Annotated in this window: 26 protein-coding genes; 15 read left to right on the top strand and 11 right to left on the bottom strand. The window is 72.4% G+C overall.

Translation table 11 applies throughout. From position 1 onward, the window contains the following. Positions 1–42 precede the first annotated feature (42 nt). Both ACGFYN_RS11370 and ACGFYN_RS11365 read left to right on the top strand, forming a co-directional pair. Positions 43–948 carry a universal stress protein gene (locus ACGFYN_RS11370; RefSeq protein ID WP_393865546.1) on the top strand — a complete coding sequence of 302 codons (906 nt, stop codon included), beginning with the start codon at positions 43–45 and terminating at the stop codon, positions 946–948. 28 nt (positions 949–976) lie between these two features. Beyond that, positions 977–1,858 carry a universal stress protein gene (locus ACGFYN_RS11365; protein ID WP_393865812.1) on the top strand — a complete coding sequence of 294 codons (882 nt, stop codon included), beginning with the start codon at positions 977–979 and terminating at the stop codon, positions 1,856–1,858. 5 nt (positions 1,859–1,863) lie between these two features. Here ACGFYN_RS11365 and ppk2 read toward each other — a convergent pair whose 3' ends face one another. Next, complete coding sequence (ppk2, locus tag ACGFYN_RS11360) at positions 1,864–2,667, bottom strand: polyphosphate kinase 2 (RefSeq protein WP_393865545.1); 804 nt, start codon at positions 2,665–2,667, stop codon at positions 1,864–1,866. 50 nt (positions 2,668–2,717) lie between these two features. Here ppk2 and ACGFYN_RS11355 point away from each other — a divergent pair, with 50 nt between their 5' ends. The 6 genes from ACGFYN_RS11355 to ACGFYN_RS11330 all read left to right on the top strand — a co-directional run bounded on the left by ACGFYN_RS11355 (position 2,718) and on the right by ACGFYN_RS11330 (position 9,563). Beyond that, positions 2,718–5,102: a phosphoketolase gene (locus ACGFYN_RS11355; RefSeq protein ID WP_393865544.1), complete on the top strand. Its 2,385-nt coding sequence runs from the start codon at positions 2,718–2,720 to the stop codon at positions 5,100–5,102. Positions 5,103–5,280: 178 nt separating this feature from the next. Further along, positions 5,281–5,745, top strand: coding sequence for a Crp/Fnr family transcriptional regulator (locus ACGFYN_RS11350; RefSeq protein ID WP_393865543.1), 465 nt, complete (start codon positions 5,281–5,283; stop codon positions 5,743–5,745). 92 nt (positions 5,746–5,837) lie between these two features. Then, complete coding sequence (locus ACGFYN_RS11345) at positions 5,838–6,374, top strand: DUF2231 domain-containing protein (protein ID WP_393865542.1); 537 nt, start codon at positions 5,838–5,840, stop codon at positions 6,372–6,374. A gap of 250 nt (positions 6,375–6,624) precedes the next feature. After that, positions 6,625–7,905: an FAD-dependent oxidoreductase gene (locus tag ACGFYN_RS11340; protein ID WP_393865541.1), complete on the top strand. Its 1,281-nt coding sequence runs from the start codon at positions 6,625–6,627 to the stop codon at positions 7,903–7,905. 362 nt (positions 7,906–8,267) lie between these two features. Continuing rightward, complete coding sequence (locus tag ACGFYN_RS11335; protein WP_393865540.1) at positions 8,268–8,777, top strand: flavodoxin domain-containing protein; 510 nt, start codon at positions 8,268–8,270, stop codon at positions 8,775–8,777. 192 nt (positions 8,778–8,969) lie between these two features. Beyond that, positions 8,970–9,563, top strand: a complete 594-nt coding sequence (locus ACGFYN_RS11330; RefSeq protein WP_393865539.1) for a hypothetical protein — start codon at positions 8,970–8,972, stop codon at positions 9,561–9,563. Between the two features lie 62 nt (positions 9,564–9,625). Here ACGFYN_RS11330 and ACGFYN_RS11325 read toward each other — a convergent pair whose 3' ends face one another. From ACGFYN_RS11325 to ACGFYN_RS11310, 4 genes are read right to left on the bottom strand one after another with little or no spacing between them, the layout of a single operon-like run. Beyond that, entirely contained in the window at positions 9,626–10,000 is a 375-nt protein-coding gene (locus ACGFYN_RS11325; protein WP_393865811.1) for a hypothetical protein, read from the bottom strand. Next, positions 9,901–10,347 (bottom strand): acylphosphatase, encoded by a 447-nt coding sequence (locus ACGFYN_RS11320; protein ID WP_393865538.1) that lies wholly within the window; start codon positions 10,345–10,347, stop codon positions 9,901–9,903. The genes ACGFYN_RS11325 and ACGFYN_RS11320 overlap by 100 nt, the downstream gene beginning before the upstream one ends. Beyond that, a complete protein-coding gene (locus ACGFYN_RS11315; RefSeq protein ID WP_393865537.1) occupies positions 10,344–10,832 on the bottom strand; it encodes a hydrogenase maturation protease in 489 nt (162 codons plus the stop codon). The genes ACGFYN_RS11320 and ACGFYN_RS11315 overlap by 4 nt, the downstream gene beginning before the upstream one ends. Before the next feature lie 18 nt (positions 10,833–10,850). Beyond that, positions 10,851–11,681 carry a universal stress protein gene (locus ACGFYN_RS11310; protein ID WP_393865536.1) on the bottom strand — a complete coding sequence of 277 codons (831 nt, stop codon included), beginning with the start codon at positions 11,679–11,681 and terminating at the stop codon, positions 10,851–10,853. A 165-nt stretch (positions 11,682–11,846) separates the two neighbouring features. On the opposite strand from ACGFYN_RS11310, the gene ACGFYN_RS11305 reads away from it, so the two are divergent. Beyond that, positions 11,847–12,365: a universal stress protein gene (locus ACGFYN_RS11305; protein WP_393865535.1), complete on the top strand. Its 519-nt coding sequence runs from the start codon at positions 11,847–11,849 to the stop codon at positions 12,363–12,365. Positions 12,366–12,481: 116 nt separating this feature from the next. Here ACGFYN_RS11305 and ACGFYN_RS11300 read toward each other — a convergent pair whose 3' ends face one another. From ACGFYN_RS11300 to ACGFYN_RS11280, 5 genes are all read right to left on the bottom strand, one after another. Further along, entirely contained in the window at positions 12,482–12,895 is a 414-nt protein-coding gene (locus ACGFYN_RS11300) for a PP2C family protein-serine/threonine phosphatase (protein WP_393865534.1), read from the bottom strand. Between the two features lie 164 nt (positions 12,896–13,059). Beyond that, the gene (locus ACGFYN_RS11295; protein WP_393865533.1) at positions 13,060–13,470 is read right to left on the bottom strand and encodes a hypothetical protein; all 411 of its coding nucleotides are present in this window, start codon (positions 13,468–13,470) and stop codon (positions 13,060–13,062) included. Between the two features lie 549 nt (positions 13,471–14,019). Continuing rightward, positions 14,020–15,438, bottom strand: a complete 1,419-nt coding sequence (locus ACGFYN_RS11290) for a DUF2252 domain-containing protein (protein ID WP_393865532.1) — start codon at positions 15,436–15,438, stop codon at positions 14,020–14,022. Positions 15,439–15,684: 246 nt separating this feature from the next. After that, positions 15,685–17,022 carry a hypothetical protein gene (locus tag ACGFYN_RS11285; RefSeq protein WP_393865531.1) on the bottom strand — a complete coding sequence of 446 codons (1,338 nt, stop codon included), beginning with the start codon at positions 17,020–17,022 and terminating at the stop codon, positions 15,685–15,687. A 175-nt stretch (positions 17,023–17,197) separates the two neighbouring features. After that, positions 17,198–17,560: a DUF6479 family protein gene (locus tag ACGFYN_RS11280; protein ID WP_393865530.1), complete on the bottom strand. Its 363-nt coding sequence runs from the start codon at positions 17,558–17,560 to the stop codon at positions 17,198–17,200. A gap of 75 nt (positions 17,561–17,635) precedes the next feature. On the opposite strand from ACGFYN_RS11280, the gene ACGFYN_RS11275 reads away from it, so the two are divergent. From ACGFYN_RS11275 to ACGFYN_RS11250, 6 genes are all read left to right on the top strand, one after another. After that, positions 17,636–18,007, top strand: a complete 372-nt coding sequence (locus ACGFYN_RS11275) for a ferredoxin (RefSeq protein WP_393865529.1) — start codon at positions 17,636–17,638, stop codon at positions 18,005–18,007. 115 nt (positions 18,008–18,122) lie between these two features. After that, positions 18,123–19,337, top strand: coding sequence for an acyl-CoA dehydrogenase family protein (locus tag ACGFYN_RS11270; RefSeq protein WP_393865528.1), 1,215 nt, complete (start codon positions 18,123–18,125; stop codon positions 19,335–19,337). A 69-nt stretch (positions 19,338–19,406) separates the two neighbouring features. Further along, positions 19,407–20,204: an oxygenase MpaB family protein gene (locus ACGFYN_RS11265; RefSeq protein ID WP_393865810.1), complete on the top strand. Its 798-nt coding sequence runs from the start codon at positions 19,407–19,409 to the stop codon at positions 20,202–20,204. Between the two features lie 56 nt (positions 20,205–20,260). Continuing rightward, positions 20,261–22,501, top strand: a complete 2,241-nt coding sequence (locus ACGFYN_RS11260; protein WP_393865527.1) for a tetratricopeptide repeat protein — start codon at positions 20,261–20,263, stop codon at positions 22,499–22,501. A gap of 99 nt (positions 22,502–22,600) precedes the next feature. Beyond that, positions 22,601–24,169: a phytoene desaturase family protein gene (locus ACGFYN_RS11255; RefSeq protein ID WP_393865526.1), complete on the top strand. Its 1,569-nt coding sequence runs from the start codon at positions 22,601–22,603 to the stop codon at positions 24,167–24,169. Continuing rightward, complete coding sequence (locus tag ACGFYN_RS11250; RefSeq protein ID WP_393865525.1) at positions 24,166–24,963, top strand: class I SAM-dependent methyltransferase; 798 nt, start codon at positions 24,166–24,168, stop codon at positions 24,961–24,963. Before ACGFYN_RS11255 ends, ACGFYN_RS11250 begins: the two co-directional genes overlap by 4 nt. Positions 24,964–25,460: 497 nt before the next feature. On the opposite strand, the gene ACGFYN_RS11245 is transcribed toward ACGFYN_RS11250, so the two are convergent. After that, positions 25,461–25,922 carry a hypothetical protein gene (locus tag ACGFYN_RS11245; protein ID WP_393865524.1) on the bottom strand — a complete coding sequence of 154 codons (462 nt, stop codon included), beginning with the start codon at positions 25,920–25,922 and terminating at the stop codon, positions 25,461–25,463. Positions 25,923–25,950: the final 28 nt, after the last annotated feature.

The following is a 25,950-nucleotide window of genomic DNA, read 5'->3' as shown; positions in this document are numbered from 1 at the left end:
GAGAACCGACGCTGGCTACAGGTACCGATCAGGAGGCGAACCATGGTGCGCACCGTTGTCGCAGGTCTGGACGGTTCGCCCGAGAGCCGCGCCGCGGTGGAGTGGGCGGCGCGCGAGGCGAAGCTGCGTGACCTGCCGTTGAAGATCGTTCATGTGCGGGAGCCGGTCCCGGAGCCCATGGCGCAGGCCCCACTGGTCGGCGGCGAAACGATGCAGCACTGGACCGAGCGGATTCCGCGCGAGAGCGCCGAAGGCGTCCGGATGCGGCACCCAGGGCTGAAGGTGACCACGGAGCAGCCGAGCGGACGGCCCGCCGAGGCACTGACCACGGAGGCCAAGGACGCCGAGCTGATCGTCCTCGGCTCGCGCGCCATGGGCGGCGTCGGCGGCTTCGTGGTCGGCTCCGTCGGCCTGTCCGTCGTGGCGCACGCCACGCGTCCCGTAGTGCTGGTCCGGGCCGGCGAACAGGCCGCCGACGAACACGAGCCGGACCCGGCGGGCGTCCCGTCCGCCGCCGCACCCTTCCGGCCCGTCGTCCTCGGCCTCGACACCAAGCACCCCGACGAGACGCTGCTGGAGTTCGCCTTCGAAGCGGCCCTCCGCCGCGGAACCTCCCTGACAGTGGTCCACGGCTGGAACCCGACCCGCTACTACGCCTACGGCATGTCGGGCGACCTGACGGCGCACGACTCGGTCGCCCAGCGCGAGGCCACGGCCCTGACCGAGGCGCTGCACCCCTGGCGGCAGAAGTACCCCGACGTCGGGGTCACCGAGGAATGCCGGTTCGGCAGCCCGGCACTGCACGTCGTCAACGCCTCGGTCGCGGCCTCGCTGGTCGTCGTCGGTCGCCGCGTGCGCCGCAGCCCCTTCGGCACCCACATCGGGCACGTCACCCACGCCGCCCTGCACCACGCCGCCGCGCCCGCCGCGGTCGTCGCCCACAACTGACACCGAGTCCCGAGGAGTCGGACCGATGATGGAACTGCCCCTGGTCGTGGGCGTGGACGGCTCGGAGCCGAGCCTGCGAGCCGTCGATTGGGCGGCCGACGAGGCCGTGCTGCGCGCGGTGCCGCTGCGTGTCGTGTACGCCTCGCTGTGGGAGCGCTACGAGGGCGGCTCCCTCTCGGCGGACCTCGGCAAACCGTCCGAGGAGGTGCTCGCCCAGGACGTCGTCGACCACGCGGCCCGACGCGCGCTCGCCCGCCGTCCGCACCTGAAGGTGACCCGCGTCGTGCTGCCGGAGGAGCCCGAGTACGCCCTGGTGCACGAGGGACGGGAGGCCTCCTTGCTCGTGGTGGGCAGCCGCGGCCGCAGCGGCATCGCCGAGTTCCTGCTCGGCTCCGTGAGCCTGAGCGTGGCCGCGCAGGCCGACTGCCCGGTGATCGTGCTGCGCGGCAGCCACGACAAGCAGGCGGTGCCGGGAACCCGCGGACGGATCCTGCTGGGCGTCGGGGAGGACACGACGGAATCGCCGGCCGTGCGCTTCGCCGTCGACGAGGCAGGCCGCCGCGGGGTACCCCTGGAGGCCGTACGGGCCTGGCGGTGTCCCGCGCACGAGAGCACCGACCACCCGCTCATGGCCGGCGAGCCGGCCCGGCTGCACGAGGAGCGGGCGGTGGAGGCCCTGGAGTGGGCGCTGAAGGACGTCCCGGCGGACGCCGACGTGCGCCGTCGCACCGTCGAGGGCCCCGCCCGCAAAGTGCTGGCGGACTTCTCACGCGGGGCCGACCTCCTGGTCGTCGGGGCCGAGCGCGGTGAGGGGCACTTCGGGATGCAGCTCGGCCGAGTCGCCCACGCGGTGCTGCACCACTCCGCCTGCCCGGTGGCCGTGGTGCCGCAGAAGGTGCGCGTGCGGTGATCCGCTTACAGGCTTGCCGTGTGGTCGGGGACGTAGTTCTGGAGATCGCGCGGCGTGCGCAGGTAGCCGGTCGACGCCGGGCGGTCCGGCAGCTCCAGCACCGGCGGCGGCACGTCGTGGTACGGCACCGTGCTCAGCAGATGGGCGATCATGTTCAGCCGCGCCCGGCGCTTGTCGTCGCTCTCCACGACGAACCACGGCGCCTCGCCGATGTCGGTGTGCACCATCATCTCGTCCTTCGCCCGGGAGTACGCCTCCCAGTGGGTGATCGACTCCAGGTCCATCGGCGACAGCTTCCAGCGCCGCAGCGGATCCTCCAGCCTGCGCCGGAACCGCTCCTGCTGCTCGGTGTCGCTCACCGAGAACCAGTACTTGCGCAGCAGAACCCCGGCCTCGACCAGCATCCGCTCGAAGATCGGGCATTGCCGCAGGAAGAGCTGGTGCTCCTCCTTGGTGCAGAAGCCCATCACGCGCTCGACGCCGGCCCGGTTGTACCAGGACCGGTCGAACAGCACGATCTCCCCTGCGGCCGGCAGATGTTCCACATACCGTTGGAAGTACCACTGGGTGCGCTCGCGCTCGGTCGGCTTGGGCAGCGCCGCGATCCGTGCCACACGGGGGTTGAGATGCTCCGCCACCCGCTTGATGGTGCCGCCCTTGCCCGCCGCGTCCCGCCCCTCGAAGACGACGACGAGCCGGGCGCCCTCGGCGCGCACCCACTCCTGCAGCCTCACCAACTCCGTCTGCAGGCGCAGCAGTTCCTTCTCATACGTCTTGCGCGGCAGCGCCGCCTCATTCTTCCCGGCCATGCCGCCCTCCATCACCCGTTGATGCACGTCGATGACTTTCGGAGTCCCTGATGCCCAAGGCCGAACACCAGGACAGCAGCACCGTACTGACCGACGAGGAGCTGCGCACCCTGGATCTGCACTGGCGTGCGGCCAACTACCTGGCCGCCGGTCAGATCTACCTCATGGCCAATCCGCTGCTGCGTGAGCCCCTGGCACCCGAGCACATCAAGCCGCGCCTGCTCGGCCACTGGGGCACCTCGCCCGGGCTGAACCTCGTGTACACCCACCTCAACAGGGCCATCAAGGCCCACGGCATCGACGCCCTGTGCGTCTGGGGGCCCGGCCACGGCGGCCCCTCCGTGGTGGCCAACTCCTGGCTGGAGGGCACCTACAGCGAGACGTACCCGGACGTCGGCCGGGACGAGGCCGGCATGGAGCGGCTGTTCCGCCAGTTCTCCTTCCCCGGCGGGGTGCCGAGCCATGTGGCGCCGGAGACCCCCGGCTCCATCCACGAGGGCGGTGAACTGGGCTACTCGCTCTCACACGCCTACGGAGCCGCCTTCGACAACCCGGACCTGCTCGTCGCCTGCGTGATCGGCGACGGCGAGGCGGAGACCGGACCGCTTGCCGCCTCCTGGCACTCCAACAAGTTCCTCGACCCGGTCCACGACGGTGCCGTCCTGCCGATCCTCCACCTCAACGGCTACAAGATCGCAAACCCGACGGTGCTGTCCCGCCTGCCCGAGCACGAACTCGACGACCTGCTGCGCGGCTACGGGCACGCGCCGATCCATGTCAGCGGCGACGACCCGGCCACCGTGCACCGCGCGATGGCAAAGGCGATGGACACCGCACTCGAGCGCATCGGGCTGCTGCAGCAGTCGGCCCGCGAGGACGCAGTGGCGGAGCGCTCGCACTGGCCCATGATCGTCCTGCGCACCCCGAAGGGCTGGACCGGCCCCGCCGAGGTGGACGGACTGCCCGTCGAGGGCACCTGGCGCGCCCACCAGGTCCCGCTGGCCGGCGTGCGCGAGAACCCCGAGCACCTGCGCCAGCTGGAGCAGTGGCTGCGCTCGTACCGCCCGCAGGAGCTCTTCGGCACCGACGGCCGCCCCGTCGCCGATGCCCTGGCCTGCGTCCCCGAGGGCACCCGCCGGCTGGGCGCCACCCCGCATGCCAACGGCGGCGTGCTCGTCCGCGAGCTGCCCGTCCGCTCCCTCGACCGGTTCGCCGTACCCGTCGACAAGCCCGGCACGACCCTGCACGAGCCCACCCGGGTCCTCGGCGATCTCCTCGAAAAGGTCATGGAGGACACCTCCGCCCGCCGCGACTTCCGCGTCGTGGGCCCCGACGAGACCGCCTCCAACCGGCTGCAGGCCGTCTTCAACGCCAGCGGGAAGGCCTGGCAGGCCGAGCACCTGCCGGTCGACGAGCACCTCGACCGGCACGGCCGCGTGATGGAGATCCTCTCCGAGCACACCTGCCAGGGCTGGCTGGAGGGCTACCTCCTCACCGGCAGGCACGGCCTGTTCTCCTGCTACGAGGCCTTCGTGCACATCGTCGACTCCATGGTCAACCAGCACATCAAGTGGCTGAAGACGTCGAGGCGGCTGTTCTGGCGCGCCCCGATCCCCTCGCTCAACTACCTGCTGACCTCGCACGTGTGGCGCCAGGACCACAACGGCTTCTCCCACCAGGACCCCGGCTTCGTCGACCACGTCCTCAACAAGAGCCCCGAGGTCGTACGGGTCTACCTGCCGCCGGACGCCAACACCCTGCTGTCGGTCGCGGACCACGCGCTGCGCAGCCGGGACTACGTGAACGTGATCGTCGCGGGCAAGCAGCCCTGCTTCGACTGGCTGTCCATGGACCGGGCCCGGGCCCACTGCGCCCGCGGTGCCGGCATCTGGGAGTGGGCCGGCAGCGAGAACGGCGGCGAGCCGGACGTGGTCCTCGCCTGCGCCGGCGACGTGCCCACCCTGGAGGTGCTGGCGGCCGCCCAGCTGCTCCGCCGCCATCTGCCCGAGCTCGCGGTCCGTGTGGTCAACGTCGTCGACATGGCCCGGCTGATGCCGCGCGAGGAACACCCGCACGGGATGAGCGACTTCGAGTACGACGGCCTGTTCACCGAGGACAAGCCGGTGATCTTCGCCTATCACGGCTACCCCTGGCTCATCCACCGCCTCGCCTACCGCCGCACCGGCCACAAGAACCTGCATGTGCGCGGCTACAAGGAGTCCGGCACCACGACCACGCCGTTCGACATGGTCGTCCGCAACGACCTGGACCGCTACCGGCTGGTCATGGACGTCATCGACCGGGTGCCCGGACTGGCGGTGCGCGCCGCGGCCGTGCGCCAGCGCATGGAGGACGCCCGCCAGCGGCACCACGACTGGATCCGCGCCCACGGCACGGACCTGCCGGAGGTCGCGGACTGGACCTGGAACGGCTGACCTGCGGCGCAGGGGCTCGGTGACAGCCGGGCCCGCGTCCGGCCGAAGGGCCCCTTCGGCCCTTCCGACAGGGACCGATCGGCCCATGTGATCCCCGCCGCCGTGACCGAGCCTTGTGACAGGCGACGTCCGCCCGTGGCGGCCGCCGCGTCGGACCGGCGCACGAGGAGGCACAGCCATGACCACCGCGATCACACCCCGGACGACCAGGAAGCTGCCAGCCGTGTACCGGGGCCGGCTCATGGGCATGGCGCACGACGTGCTGTACCCGCCGGACACCCGCCTGTTCGTGGAGGGAGGCCGGGCCGATCACTTCTGGATCGTCGAGTCGGGCACCGTCGCCCTCGACACCCGGGTGCCGGGACGTCGCGCGGCCGTCATCGACACCGTGGAGTCCGGTGACCTCCTCGGCTGCTCCTGGCTGTACCAGCCGCACCGGTGGCGCTTCGGCGCCCGGACGGTGGGCCCGGTGCGGGCCCACGAGTTCGACGCGGAGGCCGTCCTGCGGATGTGCGAGGCCGATCCCGAGACGGGCCGCTGGATCGCCCTCTGGGTCGGCGAAGCCCTCAACCGCAGGCTGAGCGCGGCCCGCACCCGCCTCCTCGACCTGTACGCGCCCTACGGCAGCGGGGCGCGGGGCTGAGACGCACTCCTCAGAAGAAGCTGAGAACTTCCTGTGCCAGGGTGGCGCGCCTGATCGGAACAATCATGCGCCCAACCTGCTGAAGGAGTCCTATGAGCCTGGTCGACGGGCTTCCTGCACATGTCCTGCTCGTGCATTTCGTCGTCGTGCTCGTCCCCCTGACCGCGGTGGCACTCGTGGTGTGCGCGGTCTGGCCGGCGGCGGCACGGCGCATGGGCATCGTGCTGCCTCTGCTCGCCCTGGTCACGCTCGCGAGCGTTCCGCTCGCCACGCAGGCGGGGGAGTGGCTGGAGGCGCACGTCGACAGCAACTCCCTGATACGCCGGCACGCCGAACTCGGTGACGGGATGCTCCCCTGGGCGGGGGGCCTGCTCGTGCTCGCGGTCGTCGTCTGGTGGGCGACCCGCCGCACCAGTGCGGCCGCGTCCGTGGACGGGGACGGGGACGGGGACGGGGACAGCACTCGCTGGTCCGCTGCTCCCGTACGGGTGGTGGCCGCGGTGCTGTCGGTCGTGATCGCGGCGGGAGCCGTCGTGGACGTCTATCGCATCGGTGACTCGGGAGCGAAGGCCGCGTGGCACGACGGCTTCTCCAAGACGGCGTCGGGCGGAGAGGCGGACGGCGGCTGAACGCGGCGCGCAGCCCTCTCGGAGCGCCTGCTCCTGGGCCGGCTGGGGCCGCGGAGCAGTCGTAGGCAATTCACGGTCAACGGTTCCACCACTTTTTGGGCAACGTGTGGCGATATCGTCGACCGATCTCGGAGGACACGTCACACTGGGCCACTGAGGGGGGACGGGTGCGACGGGCCTGCGCCGGGCGCACCATCCCGCACGTCGCGCTGCCTTGGGGAAGGCGGCGTCGGGACCAGTGGGGGGATGCATGACGCAGTCGCTTCCGGGGCAACGCTCTGTCGGCGAGCAGGCGTTGACCGGGCGCGGGGGGCTCCCGGTCGTGATCGTGGGCGCGGGGCCGTACGGCCTGTCGGTGGCCGCGCACCTGCGGGCCGCGGGCGTGCCGGTACGCATCTTCGGTGAGGTGCTGGGCAGTTGGCGGCACGACATGGCCACCGGCATGTTCCTGAAATCCACTCCGGACGCCACCGATCTCTCGGCGCCCGAGCCGGGCGGGCGCCTGGCGGACTTCCGCCGGGTGCACGGCGAGCCGGAGCTGACCGAGCTGACGCCGATCCCGTGCGATGTCTTCGTGCGTTACGGGATGTGGTTCCAGAAGCAGTACGTGGGCGAGGTGGACGAGGCCCGGGTGGTCGCCGTCGAGCGGCCCGGACCCGGACCGGCCTTTCTGGTCCGCCTCGACGACGGGCAGGAGATCGAGGCGGCGGCGGTCGTGGCCGCCACGGGCCTGAACGGCCTCGCTCACATCCCCGCCGAACTGCGGCGGCTCGCGCCGGAGGGCCCGGGCCGCGACGCACTGGTCTCCCACACCAGCCACCACACCGACCTGTCGTGCTACGCCGGCCGGCGCGTCGCCGTGATCGGGGGCGGGCAGTCGGCGCTGGAGAGCGCTGCCCTGCTGCACGAGGCCGGTGCCGAGGCCCAGGTCCTGGTGCGCGAGTCGCGCGTGCTGTGGGGGATGAAGCCGGACCTGGCCCGGCCCTGGACCGAGCGCCTGAGGAAACCCGCCTCGCCTCTCGGCACGGGCTGGATCCTGGCGGCGGTCTGCAAGGCCCCCGGTGGCGTACGGCGGTTGCCCGCGTCGGCACGCCTGCTGCTGTTCCGCCGCGCGCTGGGGCCGTCGGGCGGCTGGTGGCTGCGGGACCGGGTCGACGACATCGTCCCGGTACGCACGTCCTGCCGGGTCACGGGGGCCGAGGCGGTCCAGGCCGGGGTACGTCTGCAGCTGCACGGTCCGGGCGGGCCCGGGACCACGACCGTGGATCATGTGCTGGCGGCGACCGGCTACCGGCTCGACCTGGACGCGGTGCCGTTCCTGTCGCCCGCGGTCCGTGACGCCGTGGTGTGCGTGCGCGGTTCGCGAGCCCCACATCTCTCCGGGGCCCTCGAATCGTCGGTGCCGGGCCTGTACTTCACCGGATCCCTCGCCGCCCCGATGTTCGGCCCGATGATGCGGTTCGTCGCCGGGACCGAGTTCGCCGCGACCCGCATCGCCCGTCGCGTCTGCTGCTCGGCCGCGGCGGTCTGAGGAGTCCGGCCGCGGGTCCGCGGTTGCGGTGGTCACCGGCCGGTCCGAACCGATGGACCGGCCGGTCAGCCGGTGCCGTGGCCTGCGCATACGGCGCCGTACAGGACGAGCACGCGTCGAGGCGAGCACCGGTGCCCGGCTCCGCGTGATCGCAAGCCGTGCCAGGGCCCTCGCGCTGCTCCCAGCCGGCACCGGGGCCGTCCGGCCCCCATGTCGCCACCGGTCAGCCCATGGGAGCCCGCCCCGTTCCGCCGGACCCTCGAAGGCAGAAGGGGGCGACACCAAGGTCCAGCCCCAGCAGCAGGCACTGCGCGGCGTGGCCGAAGACCAGCTGCGCCGGACGTGAGAGGAGGCGGACCACCATGCCCGCCAACGTGCTGGTCGCCTACGGGTCGACGAACGGATCCACCGCACAGATCGCCGAGGCCGTGGCCGAGGTGATGTCCAAGGCCGGGCTCACCGCCGAGGCACTCCCCGCCGCATCGGTCGAGGACGTGACGCGCTACGACGCGGTCGTGGTCGGCGGCGGACTGTACGCCGGACGCTGGCACAAGGACGCCCGCCGGTTCGTGCGCCGCAACCGCCGCGCACTCGCCGCCCGCCCGCTGTGGTTCTTCAGCAGCGGCCCGCTGGACCCCTCGGCGTCCGAGAGGTTCATCCCGCCCGTGCCCGGCGTACGGCGTTCCATGACCCGGCTCGACGCCCGGGGCCACGTCACCTTCGGCGGCTGCCTTCTGGAGGGCGCCAAGGGACGCATCGCCCGGATGATCGTGCGCAACGGAAAAGGCGGCGACTACCGCGACTTCCCCGCGATCGAGATGTGGGCGGCCGGGGTCGCGGGCGAAGTGATCGAGGGGCGTGGGCAGGACTGACCGCCTCATGTGCTCGACAGGGCCCCGGGGCCGGACAGATGGGACGGATGGCCCATATGCCAAGGGGCGATGCGCGGCGATGCTGGAGGCGGATGTCCAGCGAAAGGCGGGCTGCATCATGTCGATCACTCACGGCAGGCCCGGCCGCACCGCCCTCTCTCTCGCCCGTGCCGCCTCGGCGCGGTGATGACCATGGCCCGGATCGGGACCCGACGGCAGGGCCGGGTGTGGTGGTGGCGGCTGCGCCGCAACCCGCTCAGGCGCCGTAGCTACCTCGTCGAGGCATGGCTGCTCCTCGCGACCGGGGTGCTCGCGCTGGGCGCGGCGATCACCGCGGGCGTGCTGATCGCCCACGCCGTCGAACGCGACCTCAACGGCCTCAGGGCCGAGCGGCACAAGGCGCCGGCGGTCGTCACCCAGACCGTGCGGCCGGCCCCCGGCGTCGACGGCATGGACGCCGGCCAGATGTGGGCGCACGTGCGCTACACGGCGGCGGACGGTCAGGCCCGCACAGGCATCGCTCGGGTCGACTCGGAGAGAAGCAAGGCCGGCAGCGCGACCGTGGTGTGGCTGGACGCGCGGGACCGCCTGGTGCGTGAGCCCACGACGGCCGAGGAGGCGGCCTTCCAGGGGGCCGTGATGGGCGCGGTGGCCGCCGTGAGCGCGGGCACTGCGGTGATCTTCATCAGCTGCTTCACACGCGCCTGCATGGACCGGCGCCGCCAGGACCAGTGGGACACGGAGTGGGCCCTGATCGAACCGAGGTGGGGCCGGAAGACCGGCTGACGGGGGAGGGGACGGAGCGGCCGTACCGGATGCAGACGTCCCGCGCCAGGCGTCGCGCACCTTCACGACCCGCCCCGGGATGCCCAGACGGCGCCGCATCGCCCGCGTCGCAGACGAGTTGACAACCGCCGATACCTTTCAGCGCGACGATCCCGCCCGCCGCGACGGTCTTGACGGCCGCCTGGAGAGCCTCCTCGCGCCCGCAGGTCGTCCCAGGCGAGCTGGGGACCGCAGACGGGACAGGCGACGGGCTCGGCGTGAAAGCGCCGGTCCGCCGGATCGGAGTACTCGGCGTCCCAGCGCGGGCAGAGCGGGAAGCGGTGCATGGTCGTGCGGATCAGGTCGTACGGCAGATCCTCGATGATCGTGGCCCGCGGCCCGCAGTCCGTGCAGTTGACGAAGGGGTAGCGGTGGCGGCGGTCGCGGGGGGCGCGCAGTTCGGCCAGGCAGGTCTCGCAGATGGCGGCGTCGGGCGAGATCTCGCGGGGCGCCGTGTCCGCCCCCCGTACGGCCCGCTGTGCCGTACCTGGAACCCCGGTCGGTACGCGGGCGGTGCCGTTTCGCCGGTCAGCCGGACGCTGCGCACCCGGGCGAGCGCGTCGGCGCGCAGGCGGACGGCGAACTCGTCGATCACGTGCTGCGGCCCGGCGACCTTGCCCTCCACGTGCCCGTTGACACGGGCCACCCAGCCGTCCAGACCGAGCGTGGACGCCGTGCGGTAGACGAACGGCCGGAAGCCGACGCCCTGGACGATTCCCTCCACACGGAAGCGCCGGACGGTCATGCCGGCCTCCCCGCGATCAGCCGGTACCGGGCGATCTCCAACTCGACGGTCCGCGCGAGTGGTTCGACGGCCGCCGCCACGGCGGGGGAGAGGCCGGAGCCCAGCGAGCTGTCGGCGCCCTCCACGGCGTAGACGACGAGGTGCTGGGGCAACTTGCCGAGCACGCGGGCGAGTTCGACGGACTCGCCGAGTCCGAGGCCGTGCGAGCTGGTCGTCGGCGGTTGCGTCAGCTGTCCGGCGTCGAGCTCCAGGCGGTGCACCCGGCCGGGCAGGCCGGTGTGCGCGTGGGCCGCGTCCACGACCACCGCGAGGTCCGCGTCCTCCCACAGCCCGGTCAGCCGTCCCGGATCGCCGTCGCAGGTGACGGGCACCGTGTCCGGCGGCAGCGGCCGTCGCGCGGCGCGCTCGCGCAGCCGGGCGAGCACCGCCCGGCCCACTCCGGTGCGCCGGCGCGGCAGCGATCCGCATGGGCCGAAGTACCCCACAGGGCCGACCCGCCCGGGTCAGGAGGGCACGACGGCGACCGGGCAGCGGAAGCGCTCCAGCAGATCCCGCAGCGAGGAGCTCGCGCCGGAGTGCCGTGCGACCACCACGAGTTCGGCACCGTCCGAGGCATGGGCCAGCGCCTCGGACGGGGTGAACAGCAGGACGTCCTCCAGCACGTCGACGTCCGCATACTTCCTGCGCCAGGGCCGCAGCGCGTCGGAAAGCAGCTGCACCTCGTTGTCCTCCCAGGTGGCGCGGTCCTCCTCCAGGACCGGCAGGGGCGGGGCGGCGGCACGGGGGGGCAGCTTCCAGGCGTGCACCGCATGCAGGCGCACGCCGCGCAGCCGGGCCGCCTCGAAGGCGAAGTCGAGCGCGGCGGCCGACGGGTCTCCGACGTCGACGCCCACGGTCACGCCGGCGGACCGCCACGAGGGGGCCTCGCCGGGTGCCGCGCCCGGGACCAGGACCACCGGCCCGGACGACGCCGCCGCCACGGCGGTCGCGGTCGAGCCCACGGTGATCCCGGGCTGGCCGCCCTCACCGCGCAGGCCGAGCACGAGCAGTTCCGCGTGCCGACTCACGGCGCACAGCACAGGTGCGGGCGATCCGATCTCGCTCTCGGCCCGTGCGTGCAACGCCCGGTGCCGTCCGGCGAGTTCGGCCACCACATGGTCGGCGACCGCCTCGGGGTGGTACGGCCACTGCTCCACGGGATCCAAGGGAGCCGGCGGCACCACATGCACCACTCCCAGCGGCAGTCCCCGCAGCAGGGCCTCCCTGGCACCCCAGTCGGCGGCGGCACGGCTGCGTGCCGACCGGTCGACACCGACGATGATCTCTCGTTGCATGGTGCGCCGCCTTTCGGGCCTGGTGTTCTCCACACTTTTCCCCGCATTCCGCCGGTGAGCAGGGACCGAACGGTCCAGGTCGAAGACCTGGCGGCCCCTTCCTGCCGGCGGGCCGCGGAACGACTCTGGGGGCGAGGAGCAGACCGAGCGCTGGAGGTGCGCATCATGCTTCCGCTCGTCATCGCCGATGTCGACGGATCCGCCGAGAGTCTGGCAGCCGCTCAGGGGGAAGTCCGTGAGGCCGAACGCCGCGACCGGCCCCTGCAGCTCTTTCACGCCTGGAACTGGCACCCGCGCCAGGAGCACGGCGAAGGAGCCACGGCCGCCCAGCGCCACCTCGCGCGGCGGTCCCGGCGGGCGGCTGAGGACCGCGTCCGCCGCACCTGCCCCGAGGTCCGCCTCGCCGCCGACGTACAGGTCGAGGGGCCTGCCACCGCTGCGCTGCTCAAGGCCGGTGAGGAGACCGACCTGCTCGTGCCGGGTTCACGCGGTCCGAGCGGATTGACCGGCTTCCTGGTCGGCTCGGTCGCGCCGGGCGTGGTGGCGCGCCCCGCCGGGCCCGTCGTCCTGGTCCGGGCCGGCGAGGAGGCTGCCGACGAGCACCTCCCGGACGGCGGCGAGAGCGGATCCAAGCGCACCGGCTACCGGGACGTCGTCCGCGGCATCGACGTCGAGAACCCGTGAGCCGAGGTGATCGAGTTCGCACCGTTCCGTATCGCGGCGGCCCGGCTGGAGGCGGGACGCGTGGCCCTCACCGAGACCACCGGCACGAGCGGCACCAGGTGAGCGAGAGGCCGGTGTCAGCGGCCCGGCGTGCGCAGCGCGAGAACGGCGACATCGTCGTCGAACACCGGGCCGTTCTGGGCGATCAGGGCGTCGCACAGCTCTTCCAGCGGACCCGTGGCCAGGCGCGTCGCCTGCCCGGCCAGATCGTCGAGTCCGGTGTCGATGTCCCGGCCGCGGCGCTCCACCAGTCCGTCGGTGAACAGGAGCAGGGTGGCGCCGGGCGGGAGCCTGTGGGTGTGGGTGAACCGGGGGACCGACGGGTCGATGCCCACCGGGATTCCGTGCCGGGCGGGCGCCAGGTACTGGGTGGTGCCGTCCGCGCCGACCAGCAGGGGCGGCGGATGCCCGGCGTTGCTCCAGCCGAGGGTGAAGGGAGTGCCGTCCTTCTCGGCGCATATCAGGATGAATACCCGCAGGGGAGGGGTCACGCCCGAAACGGGACCGCCGCTTTGTCCGGCGCTGCGGGCCCCCGGCCGGTCTCAGGCGATCAGGCCGCCGGCCTCGGGCGATCAGGACGAGGAGGGCACGCCTTCGCCGCCCCGCTCGGCGTCGGCGCCCCTCTGCCGGACCACCGCGACGACGGCGACTTCCCTCAGCGCTCCCGCTGCACGACACACAGGGCCCAGATGACGAAGCCGTACATCGCGATCAGGGTGAGCGACCAGACGGGGTAGTACGGGACCGACAGGAAGCTGGCGATGATCAGCAGTCCCGCTATGCCGACGCCGGCGACCCTGGCCCACGTGGCACGCGTGAAGAGACCGGCGCTTACGCCCATGGCGATCACTCCGAGGACGAGCTGGATCCAGCCCCAGCTCGTCAGGTCGAACTTGAAGACGTAGTTGGGGGTGGAGACGAAGACGTTGTCGTTGGCGATGGCCATGATGCCCCGGAAGAGGTCCAGGACACCGGCGATGAACAGAAGGACGGCGGCGAACGTCGTCAGTCCACCCGCGGCCGCCTGAGCGGTTTCCGAACGTTGATGGGTTGTGGTCGTGGCCATGGTGAATTCCTCACTTCGTCGGTGGCACACAGCGCCAAACCTGCTTCCTCGAGCGTGCGCGGTGGCACAGCAGGGGTGATCACCCGTGGCGGGTGAGCTCCGTGAGGCGGGTTGCCGGCACCGGTGTGGGCAGGACGACCGTCACCGCGGTTCACGGTCCCGCGTCCTGGTGGCATCAGCGGTCTCATCGCCGCCGCGGCGCCGGCACGCCGCCCCGGTGATCAGTCACCCGCGCCGGGTGAGGCAGGACGGGCACTCCGTGGTCATCGCCGAAGCAGCCGAACCGAGGTGCACCCCGCGAAGGACCAGGAGACCTACCTCGCACGAAGAGTGAGCCATCCGGTCTTGCCCGCCCCGCGCCCAGCAGCAGGCGTTCGACGGCCACATCCGCGAGACCGCGGGCGACGGCGCGAGGTCCGGCAACGAGGCGGATCAGCTGCCAAGCTTTCCGCGATCTTCACAGCGGCCGGCGCGACGGCATCCGATGCCAATGCCTCCTCAGGCGACCTCAGGCGACCTCAGGCGACCTCAGGCGACCTCATGGCGACCTCAGGCGGCCTCGGCCGGCAGCTTCCCGGTGCTGACGGCGTCGACGAGTGCCTGGTGGTCCCGCTCGTTCTGGTCGGCGTAGCGCTCGGCAAATGTCACGAGCGCCCGGTCGAAGGAGTCCCCGGCGCCCAGGTACGCGGCTATGGCGATGCGGTCGCCGGACCTGGCGTGGGCGCGGGCCAGCGTCGCGCCGCACAGAGCGCCGAAGGTCCGCATGCCCCGCGGCACCATGTCCTCGGCCACGGCGACCCCCTTCCAGTCCCGCAACTGCCGTACGTAGAAGTCGCGTCGTCGGCCGTCGATGCCCTCGACCCGCTCCCAGCCCAGGAAGATGTCGCTGGTGGCCTGCATGAGCCGCTGACCGGAGACGATCCGCTCGCCCTGCGTCGGACAGTCGGTGCCTCCGACATGGGGTGCCAGCACCGACTGATCCGCCTCCTTGGCCTGGAGGAACAGCGGATCCTCGCCGTCCCGGCCCAGCAGGAGCGCGATCCAGCAGCGGGTGCCCACGCTGCCGACGCCGACGACCTTGCGCGCCATGTCGGCCAGCTGGTACTGCTCCAGCAGGAACCGCCGGTCCGACTGCAGGGTCTTGCCGTAACGCTCGACCAACCGCCTGATCTGCTGCTCCAGTTGACCGCGCTGATCTTCCGGCATCAGGTCCTCGAGGCGGGTGATGAGCGGCGGGTCGGGAACGATACGGCGCTTGCCGTCGACGACACGGGTGAGCTTGTCGAAGACCTGGAGGGTGTCGTGCGAACGCGCCTTGCTCGCGGCGCGTGCCCAGCGGTCACTGCCCCGCGCGGACAGGTCCGCCCCGAACCGTTCCCGCACCCAGTTCTCGTCGAACTGGGCATACCAGACGGCCAGGTTGCCGATTCCGGCGAACCCGCGCATGCCCTCGCGATAGGACCGCACGGTGGCCCGTACTATCGCGGCGCGCTCCTTGGTGCTGAAGCCGTTCAACCGGCCGGCGATGACGAGGCTGGCGGCCAGGCGCTTGACGTCCCACTCCCAGGGGCCCGGCAGCGTCTCGTCGAAGTCGTTGATGTCGAACATGAGCCGGCGTTCGGGCGAGGCCAGCAGCCGGAAGTTCAACATGTGGGCGTCACCGCACAGTTGGGTCCTGAAACCCGTCCTCGGCGTCTCCGCGAGGTCCGACGCCATGATGGCCGCGGCCCCTCGGTAGAACCGGAACGGTGACTCGGACATCCTCCCGTAGCGGACCGGTACGAGCTCGGGCAACCGCGTCGCCGACTGCTTCTCGATGATCTCCAGCGGATCCGGCCGCTTGGGTCCCGGCGCGAAGTCGGCGTGGCTGGAGCGGGGCACCTCGGCCCGCGCCGCCTTGCCGAGCGCGGCTCGCTCCTGCGGGGTGCGGTGCCGCAACTCGCGGCCGTCCAGGCGGTTCTCGGTCATGACAGCGGCTCCAGGGGATGGTCGCCTCCGCACACGCCGGTGGCGACGGGCTGCGAGTGGTGGGTCGACCGCTCCTCGCCTGCGGGCCGTGGGCCGTGGTGCGGGTGCTGCCGCGACCGGCGCAACCGGGCACTGATGCCGGGGCGTGCTCCGCCCTCGCCGTGGTCGCGTCCCGCGCCACGACACGGCCGGCTCACAGGCTTCCTCACTCAACGTATCCCCGGCGGAGGCACCCAGCGAGCCGAGTCAGTGGGCGGCGGCGGCACCGGCGTCGGCGGGCCCGGTGGAGTCGTCGTGGTCCAGGAACTCGCGGATCGCGAGGGCGGCAAGGGTGATCACGGCGGTCCACACCACGACCGCCGTGGTCGGGTAGGTCCAGGTGAACAGGACGATCGCCGCGACCACCAGGACGACCACCCCGATCCAGCGCTTGAAGCGATGGACGAACCGCCCGACCGCACCGAGACGAAGGCCCGCCGACGTCGTCACTTCGCGCAGCGCGCCGATGCTCCTGGTGCAGCCGGTGCGCGTGACGACGGCGATGCGGGACGGGCCGGCGAGGAAGGCGCCGATGGCGGTGAAGAGGGCGACCGCGGCGAGGGCACGTACACCGGCCCGCAGGAACTTGACCAGGGCGTCGTACACGGATCCGGCGGCGGCCTGGGATGCGCCGGGTGGCAGATGATTGAGGTAGACGTCGCGGGCGACCGTGATACCGATGCCGAGCACCAGCATGGCGACGAACACCGCCAGCGCGGCCCCGATCAGCGCGTGCCGGCGGTTGAACGCCACGTACACCCCCGCTGCCGCGATCAGCAGCGCGATGACGGGCAGCCAGCCGCCGAGGATCTCCAGCACCCTCACATAGGACCTGACCTTGCCGATGTCCTTGGACGCGAACACCACGAAGCTCGTGTGCACGGCCGGGATCTTCGCGGCGGGCGCGAAGCCTGCGGCGACCAGCTGGTTCTTGACGTCGGCGACGATCGGCCCCAGGTCGACGACGACCTCGTTGTTCTTCAGCTTGACAGCGCCGTCGGCCTGGCCGGTCAGGGCCTTGTCCAGCGCCGTGTGCGCCCTGCGGTTCGCGTTCACCCAGACGGTCTCGAAGGCACTGCTGGTGACCACCCGCTCCACCGTGCTGCTGACCAACTGCTTGAGCCCGTTCTCGATGGGACCGTCCAGGTTGCCCAGCAGCTTGGCCGCCTGCGGCGGAACCCCCTTGGCCGACGCCGCTTCCGTCAGCTGCTTGACCAGCGCGTCCACGTCGACCTGCGCCAGCACGGCGTCGGTGATCCGGTTGGTGACCGCCTGCTGCACATCGGGATCGCTCGCCAGCGGTCCGACGGTGGAGACGTAGCGGTCCGTGTCCTGCACGATGCTGTTCGCCCACACCGCCACGACGGACAGCAGCGCCAGCAGCGCGGCGAAGAGGATCAGCAGGGCCGAGCCGAGCGAGCGAAACGGGTGGTGCCGGGCCGCTTCGGGTGGCCCGGCACTCTCCAGGGCATTGACCCGCTGCCGCAGTTCGGCCAGTTCGCCGCGCTCCCGGGCCGAGAGCTCGTCGTCACCCCTGTCGCTCATGGGCACCAGCAGAGCTGCCCGGCGTCCAGCGCGCGACCTGGGCGAATCAGGTGGGTGAACGGCCTGCCGCGGCGCGAGGGTCACGCTCCGGTGATGCAATCGGCCCAGGCGCCCGTGGGGTGACGACAGCCAGGAGCACCCTCCGCGCGTCCGTCCGCGCAACGAAAATCGCGCGTCAGCGGATGCCCGGCCCCCCGCTGCCGAACGAACCGCTGTTGCCCTCGCTCCAGCGGCGCCGGCCTTGATCGGAGCCGGTCCGGGTCGGCGAGTTGCCGTGGTTGGGCAGCTCGTGCGGGGTCAGGCGGTGGTCGCTGCGGGGCACCTCGTCCGGCTCGCGGTGCTCCAGCACCTCGCGGACCGGCCCCTCGTCCGGCATGTGCGGCTGCTCGTCCGGTCGCGGCGGGGCGGGCTCGCGGCGCCGGATGCGGGCGCCCAGGATGAAGGCGCCGATCAGCAGGACCACGATCACCACGCCCGCCCCGATGAGCCCCATGGCGGCGGCGCTGCTGGCGGCGATGTCCATAGTTGCGCTGTTCATGGCACGCGGGTACCCCGCGCCCTCGTGGTGAACCGACCCGTGTTTGACGTGGTGGACTGAGGCAACCCGCCCCGTGTGACTTCGACGACCCAGCAGGAACTCTTCCAATTCCTGGAGGACCGCTTCGCCTGCGCCCAGTCCTGCACCGAGTGCGCCCGCGCGTGTGCTCTGCGCGCGAGCCTGGTGGACACGGACGGCACGGAGGAGCAGGAACTCGTACGCCGCAAGGGCATCATGTGCGCGGAGGTGTGCGACGCCACCTGCCGAGTGCTGTCCGAGCAGAACCGCCTGGACGAGTCCGGCATCCGCATCCAGGTCGAGTGGTGCCGCACGGTGTGCCTGGAGTGCGCGCATGTCTTCGACCGGCACTCCGGCGCGGAGGACGGCGCGATGGCCGCCCGGGACTGCGCCCGGGCGTGCACGGAATTCCTCGCCACGCTCAACTGACGCCCACGGCGGCTTCCGGCCGCGGCCCGGCGGCGGTGCCGTCGCCATTCCCAATTACTGAAACACGTTCTACGGTGTGCGCCGTCAGGACCGGCCTGGGAAGCCTGGAGGCGCCGTGCACCTCGAATACTCGCCCGAGCAGCAACGGCTGCGCACCGAACTGCGCGCGTACTTCGCCGAGCTGGTGCCGGACAACGCCTACGCACGGCACGCCGACCCGGCCGTCCAGAAACGCTTCTACCGCGAGACCGTCCGGCGCCTCGGCACGGACGGGTGGCTCGGAGTGGGCTGGCCGAAGGAGTACGGCGGCCGCGGGCTGGGTGCGATGGAGCAGTTCATCTTCTTCGACGAGGCCGCCCAGGCCGGCGTACCGCTGCCGCTGATGGCGCTCAACACGGTCGGGCCGACGATCATGCAGTTCGGCACGGACGAGCAGAAGGCGTATTTTCTGCCCAAGGTCCTCTCCGGCGAAATCGACTTCGCCATCGGCTACAGCGAGCCCGACGCCGGCACGGACCTGGCCTCGCTCAAGACGCGCGCCGTGCGCGAGGATGGGGGCACCTCCCGCTCGAGCGAAGCCGAGAGTGGGGGAGAGTACGTCGTCAACGGGCAGAAGATCTGGACGACCAACGGCGACACCGCGGACTGGGTGTGGCTCGCCACCCGCACCGACCCGGACGCCCCGCCTCACAAGGGCATCACCATGCTGCTGGTGCCGACCACCGACCCCGGCTACTCCTGCACCCTCATCAACACCCTGGCCTCCCACGACACCACCGCCAGCTACTACGAGAACGTCCGCGTCCCCGTCTCCCGGCGCGTCGGCGCCGAGAACCAGGGCTGGCGGCTGATCACCAACCAGCTCAACCACGAGCGCGTCACGCTCGCCGCCCACGGCACCATGGCGATCCGCGCCCTGCACGACGTGCAGCGCTGGGCGATGGAGTCCAAGCTCGCCGACGGCCGTCGCGTCGTCGACCTGCCCTGGGTGCGCCGCCGCCTGGCCCAGACCCACACCCGGCTCGACGCCATGAAGCTCCTCAACTGGCGCATGGTGAGCGCCGTCCAGGACGGCTCCCTCACCCCGCAGGACGCCTCCGCCGTCAAGGTCTACGGCTCCGAGGCCCGCCGTGACGCCTACGCCTGGCTGATGGAGATCGTCGGCGCCGCGGCCGAGTTGAAGGAGGGTTCGGCGGGCGCGGTGCTGCACGGCGAGCTCGAACGCGGCTACCGCTCCGCCGTGATCTTCACCTTCGGCGGCGGCAACAACGAGATCCAGCGCGAGATCATCTCGTGGATCGGTCTGGGGATGCCGAGGGTGCGGCGTTAGCCTGCAGAGGTGACGGGCTTCAAGGCAGGTGACCCCGGTCTGTTCGGACCGTCCTCGGTGACCTGGCAGATGCATGGCGACCCCATGATGTGGGTCGCCGGCATCCGGGCGCTCTACCTCCAGGCGCTGCACCCGCACGCGGTGCGCGGCGTGATGCAGAACTCCGACTTCCGCAAGGACGCCTGGGGCCGGCTGATGCGCACCGCCAACTTCGTCGGGACCACCACCTACGGCACCGCCGAGGCCGCCGAGCGGGCCGGGGCCCGGGTGCGGAAGATCCACCGCATGCTGTCGGCGACCGACCCGGACACGGGGGAGGGGTACGGCGTCGACGAGCCCGAGCTGCTGCTGTGGGTGCACTGCGCCGAGATCGACTCGTATCTGAGCGTCGCCCGGCGCTCCGGATTCCGGCTCACCGACGCACAGGCCGACCGTTACATCGGCGAACACCGGGTCAGCGCCCGCCTGGTGGGCCTCGATCCGGACGCCGTACCCGCGAATCAGGCGGAGATGGCGGCCTACTTCGAGAAGGTGCGCCCCGACCTCGCCGCGGGACCGGAGGCACGCGCGGTGGACGACTTCCTGCTCCGGCCGCCGACGCACCCTCTTCTCGTCCCGGCGCGTGAGGTGCTGTGGCGGCGTGTGGCCCAGCTCGCGTACGCCGCCCTGCCGCCGTACGCCCACGAGTTGTACGGCAGACCGGCGCCGAAACCCGCCACCGTCACCCGCCAACTGCGCGCCACGGGCACCCTGCTGCGCGGTGTCCCCGCACGTGTGCGGTGGCAACTCCCGCCCAAACACATCCTGCGCGCCATGGCACGGCTCGGCCCCGGCTCCCGGCCGCGACCGTACAAACTCGGACGATAGGTCGCCATACTGGACGAGCCAGGGGTGGGCGGTGCGGACGGGGGCGATCGCAGCAGATGGCGGACAGCAGGCTGATCCAGGGCCGGTACCGGCTGCTCGACCTGATCGGGCGGGGCGGCATGGGCGAGGTGTGGCGTGCGCGCGACGAGTCGCTCGGCCGGCATGTCGCGGTGAAATGCCTCAAGCCCCTCGGCCCGCACCACGACCAGTCCTTCACCCGGGTCCTCCGGGAGCGGTTCCGCCGGGAGGCCCGCGTGGCCGCCGCCCTCCAGCACCGCGGGGTGACCGTCGTCCACGACTTCGGCGAGTCCGACGGCATCCTCTACCTGGTCATGGAGCTCCTGGACGGCCGCAACCTCTCCCAGCTGCTGGAGGACAACAGGCAGCATCCGCTGCCGGTCGGCGACATCGTGGACATCGCCGACCAGGTCGCCGCCGCCCTCGCCTACACCCACCAGCAGGGCATCGTGCACCGCGACCTGAAGCCGGCGAACATCATGCGGCTGGAGGACGGCACGGTGAAGATCTGCGACTTCGGCATCGCCCGCCTCGGCCACGACATCGGCTTCACCTCCCGGCTCACCGGCACCGGCATCGCCATGGGCACCCCCCACTACATGTCGCCGGAGCAGATCGGCGGCGACGAGGTCGACCAGCGCAGCGACCTGTACTCGCTCGGGTGCGTCCTGTACGAGATCGCCACCGGGGCACCGCCGTTCGATCTCGACGACGCGTGGGCGATCCTCGTCGGCCACCGCGACACCCCGCCGGAGCCGCCGCGCAGCCGGCGGGCCGAGCTCCCCGAGTACCTCGAGAAGATCATCCTGGAACTGCTGGCCAAGCTGCCCGAGCAACGCCCGCGCGACGCACGCGAGTTGGGCCACCGGATCACTCTCGGCCGTACGACACCGGCGTACGTGCCGACCGTCGTCACCCCGCAGCCGGTCCTGCGCCCGCCCGGGCAGGCCCCCGCCCGCGGGGCCCGGATGCCCTCCTGGACGCGGGGCATGACCACCGGCCACAAGGCCACCGGCGCCCAGCTCTCCACCACGCCCCCGGACGCCGGGGCGGGGCTGACCGGCGAGTGGATCGCGCGCCCGCCGGGCGGCCGGGCGGACGAGCCCGCCCCCGAGCAGCCGTCCGCCCCCTCGCGGGAGCAGCTCGCCGCGCTGGCCGGGCGGCACAACGCCGGGCTCAGCCTGGGGCGGCTCGGCCGCTGGGCGGAGGCCGGCGAGGTGCACCGCGCGGTGGCTGCCGAGCGCACCCACCTGCTCGGCCCCGACCACCCCGACACCCTCGCCAGCCGCTACGAGGTCGCCTTCACCCTCAGCCGCACCGGCCGCGCCGCCGACGCCCTCCAGGAGTACAAGCACGTGGCCGCCGCGAGGACGCGTGCGCTGGGCCCCGACCACCCCGACACCCTCGCCGCCCGCCAGGAAATGGCGTACGTGCTGGGCCAGTTGGGCCGCCACTTCGACGCCCACCAGGTCTATGTGTCCGTGCTCGCCGCCCGGGAACGCGGCCAGGGCACCGACCACCCGGACACCCTGCGCTGCCGCCACAACCTCGCCTTCAACCTCAGCAGACTCGGCCGCCTGGAGGACTCGTACCGCATGGCAGGCGACGTGGCGGCGGCCCGCGCCCGCGTGCTCGGCCCCGACCATCCCGACACCCTGGTCACCCGCTACGAAGTCGCTTATGCGCTAGGCCAGTTGGGGCGCTGGCCCGAGGCCCTGCAGACCTACGGAGAGGTCGCCGAGGCCCGCGCCCAGGCGCTCGGCCCGGACCACGCCGACACCCTCGCCGCCCGCTACGAGGTCGGTATCAGCCTGGGCCGCCTCGGCCGCAGCGCGGAGGCGCTCACCCTGTACCGCGACCTGATCGACGTGCGCAACCGCGTCCAGGGCCCCACCCACCCCGAGACCCTGCGCGCCCGCCACGGCCTGGGCGTCAATCTCGGCCGCCTCGGCCGCTGGGAGGAGGCGCTCGCCGAGTCCCGCGACGTCTGCGCCATCCGCGAGCGCGTCCTCGGCCCCGACCACCCGGACACCCTGGTCAGCCGCCGCGAGGTCGCCGTCGGCCTGGGCTGGCTGGGCCGCTGGCACGACGCCCTCACCGAGTACCGCCGCGTCGCCGCCGCCCGCGAGCGCGTGCTCGGCCCCGATCACCCCGACACCCTCGCCAGCCGCAACGACGAGGCCCACTGCCTGGAACAACTGGGCCGCGGCGCGGAGGCGGTCGAGCTGTACCGCAGGGTGGCGGTGCTGCGCCGGCAGAGGGCTGCGGGAGGGCGGTGACCGGTGTTGCCGCGCCCCGGTGGCCGGCGACCGCTCGCGCCCTGACCCCGTCGCCGTACACCCCTGGCCGTTGACGATCATCGCGTGTTACCAAGAACCATGGCTGCACACGAGGGACACCGGACGTACGACGCAGTGATCGTGGGCGGGGGGCACAACGGCCTGGTCGCCGCCGCCTATCTGGCTCGGGCCGGACGGTCCGTGCTGGTGCTGGAGCGGCTGGACCACACCGGGGGCGCCGCCGTCTCCACCCGGCCGTTCGCCGGGGTCGACGCGCGGCTGTCGCGCTACTCCTACCTGGTCAGCCTGCTGCCGCGGAAGATCCTGCGGGACCTCGGCCTGGAGTTCCGGCTCGGCACCCGCACCATCTCCTCGTACACGCCCGTGGAGCGCGACCAAAGCCCGACCGGGCTCCTGGTCGGAGGCGGCGAGACGCGCACCCGCGAGGCCTTCGCCCGGCTCACCGGCTCCGACCGCGAGTACGAGGCCTGGCAGCGCTTCTACGGCATGACCGGCCGCGTCGCCGAACGCGTCTTCCCGACCCTCACCGAGCCGCTGCCCACCCGGGACGAGCTGCGCCGCCGCGTCGACGACGAGGAGGCCTGGCGGGTGCTGTTCGAGGACCCCATCGGCGTGGCTATCGAGGACCGCTTCGCCGACGACCTCGTCCGGGGCGTCGTCCTCACCGACGCCCTCATCGGCACCTTCGCCGACGCCCACGACCCGACCCTGCCCCAGAACCGCTGCTTCCTCTACCACGTGATCGGGGGCGGCACCGGCGACTGGGACGTCCCCGTCGGCGGCATGGGCGCCCTGACCGACGCCCTGGCCGGCGCCGCACGTGCCGCGGGCGCCGTCATCGCCACCGGCCACGAGGCGGTACGCATCGACACGGACGGCACGACCGCCGAGGTCACCTATCGCACGCCCGACGGCGAGGGCGTCGCCACCGCACGCCACGTCCTGGTCAACGCCTCCCCGCAGGCCCTGGCCGAGCTGACCGACGACACCCCGCCGGAGCCCGCCGAGGGTGCCCAGCTGAAGGTGAACATGCTGCTCAAGCGGCTGCCCAGGCTGCGCGACACCTCCGTCGACCCGCGCGAGGCGTTCGCCGGCACCTTCCACATCGCCGAGGGGTACCGCCAGCTCGCCACCGCCCACGCGCAGGCCGCCTCCGGCGAACTCCCCTCCGCGCCCCCGTCGGAGATCTACTGCCACTCGCTCACGGACCCGACCATCCTCGGCCCGGACCTCGTCGAGCAGGGCTACCAGACCCTGACCCTCTTCGGCCTGCACGCACCCGCCCGCCTCTTCGACCGGGACAACGACGCCGTACGCGAGGAGCTCTTGAAGTCGACCCTCGCCCAGCTCGACGCCCACCTCGCCGAACCGCTCGCCGACTGTCTGGCGACCGACGCGGACGGCCGCCCGTGCATCGAGGCGAAGACCCCGCTCGACCTGGAGCGCGACCTGCGCCTGCCCGGCGGCAACATCTTCCACCGCGCCTTGTCCTGGCCCTACGCCCAGGAGGGCACGGGCCGTTGGGGCGTCGAGACCGGCCACGCGAACGTGCTGCTGTGCGGGGCGGGCGCGGTACGGGGCGGGGGAGTGAGCGGAGTGCCGGGGCACAACGCCGCGATGGCGGTCCTGGAGGCGACGGGCGAGTGACGCACTCGCCACGGGACTTCTACGACTCGCTGGCCGCCGACTACCACCGCATCTTCCCCGACTGGGACGCGAGCATCGCCCGCCAGGCCGCCGCGTTGGACGGTCTCCTGCGCCGCGAACTCGGCAGCCCGGGCCCGCACCGCGTCCTGGACTGCGCCTGCGGAATCGGCACCCAGGCGATCGGTCTCGCCCGCGTCGGCCACCGGGTCACCGGCAGCGACCTGAGCCCCGCGGCCGTCACCCGCGCCGCCGCGGAAGCCGCGACCCGGGGCATGGACCTACGCACGGCGGCGGCGGACATGCGCCAACTCCCCTTCAGGGACGGCGTGTTCGACGCCGTCGTATGCGCCGACAACTCGATCGCGCACCTGCTGATCCGTGAGGACCTGGAGGCAGCTCTCCGCGACATGCGCCGCGTACTCAGGGACGACGGACTGCTCCTGCTCACCCTCCGCGACTACGACGAGGCCTGCCGGACCCGTCCCGCATCGGTGCCGCCCCAGGTGTCCGAGGACTCCGGGGGTCGGTACTCCGAGGGCCGGTCGATCACCTTCCAGCTGTGGCACTGGCACGACGACGGCGAGCACTACGACCAGGAGTACTTCCAGCTCCTGCCGGAGGGGGACGGCTGGCAGGTCCGCGTCCGCCACGCCACCTCCTGGGCGCTCACCCGGCGCGAGGTGGCCGACGCCGTGAGCGCGGCCGGTTTCGCCGATCCGGCCTGGCACACCCCGGCCGAGAGCGGCTTCTACCAGCCGGTATGTGTGGCGAGAGCTGCCCAGCGGTGTGAATGAGATCTCGTCGTACAGCGAAGGCGGGTCTGCCTGGCCTGCGGGGTTCGTGCTGGGCGGCCGCCGCGCTGTCGCTCCTGCCGTTCGCCCCGCAGGCCTCAGCCGCCACCACGGTCACGCAGGACAAGCTGACCCCGACCGCGTTGACCGCGGGAGTCGCTGCCTCGGCCCAGCTGACCGTGCACCCGTCCGCCTGCTTCACGGCCAGGACCCTTCTGGCAGGAGTCGGGCGGGGCCTGGCACGACCTGCCCTCGCACCAGCTGACGGTGGGCAAAGGCCCCGGCCACGACGACCACGCCGTCCTCGGGCAGCGGCGGCTGACCAACGACGTCACCTCCGGATCCGGCGCGGTCGCGCCCGGCCGGCGGGTCACCGTCGGCACGCACTACGGCGCGAACTCGGTGGACCCGTACGTCAACGGCAAGAAGGTCTACTCGGACGGCCACGGCGTGGGCAGCGGCTTCTCGGCGTACCTGATCCTGAACCGCAACTCGCCTGATCAGCACCCGGCGGACAGCGTGAACGGCGTCCGGTCGTCACGCGGATCGCGATCGTCGGCGCCGACCACCTGGACGTGCCCCTCGGCCCTCGTGCCGGGGGGCACGTCCGCGCCCACCCGGACCGGGACCAGCGCGGTGGCCGTGCGCAGCGCCGCCAGCCCGGCTCCGAAGGTGCAGCGCACCAGGCGGCCGCGGGCCTCGGACCGGCAGTCCTCGGGGAAGTACGGCCCCTCGGCGGTGAAGCCCGACGGCAGCCTCACGATCACGGTGAAGGGCGAGGCGGTCCGCTCCGGCCCGCCGTCGGCCACGAAGGCGTGCACCACGGTGCTGCCGCCGGGCGGCGCGGCCGCCGGGTGGAGCCGGACCACCTTCAGGTCCGAGTCGGAGAGGGCGGCCGCCAATCCGGTCGCACACATCACCGCCACGCCCGCCGCGGGCATGATCGTCAGTCGTCCGGTCATCCGGCGCCTCCCGTCTGCCACTCACTGA

The sequence above is a fragment of the Streptomyces sp. NPDC048419 genome, assembly GCF_043200415.1.
Classification (GTDB): Bacteria; Actinomycetota; Actinomycetes; order Streptomycetales; family Streptomycetaceae; genus Streptomyces.
Note: the sequence above shows the minus strand (reverse complement) of the source record. Positions and strands in the feature narration are given on the sequence as shown.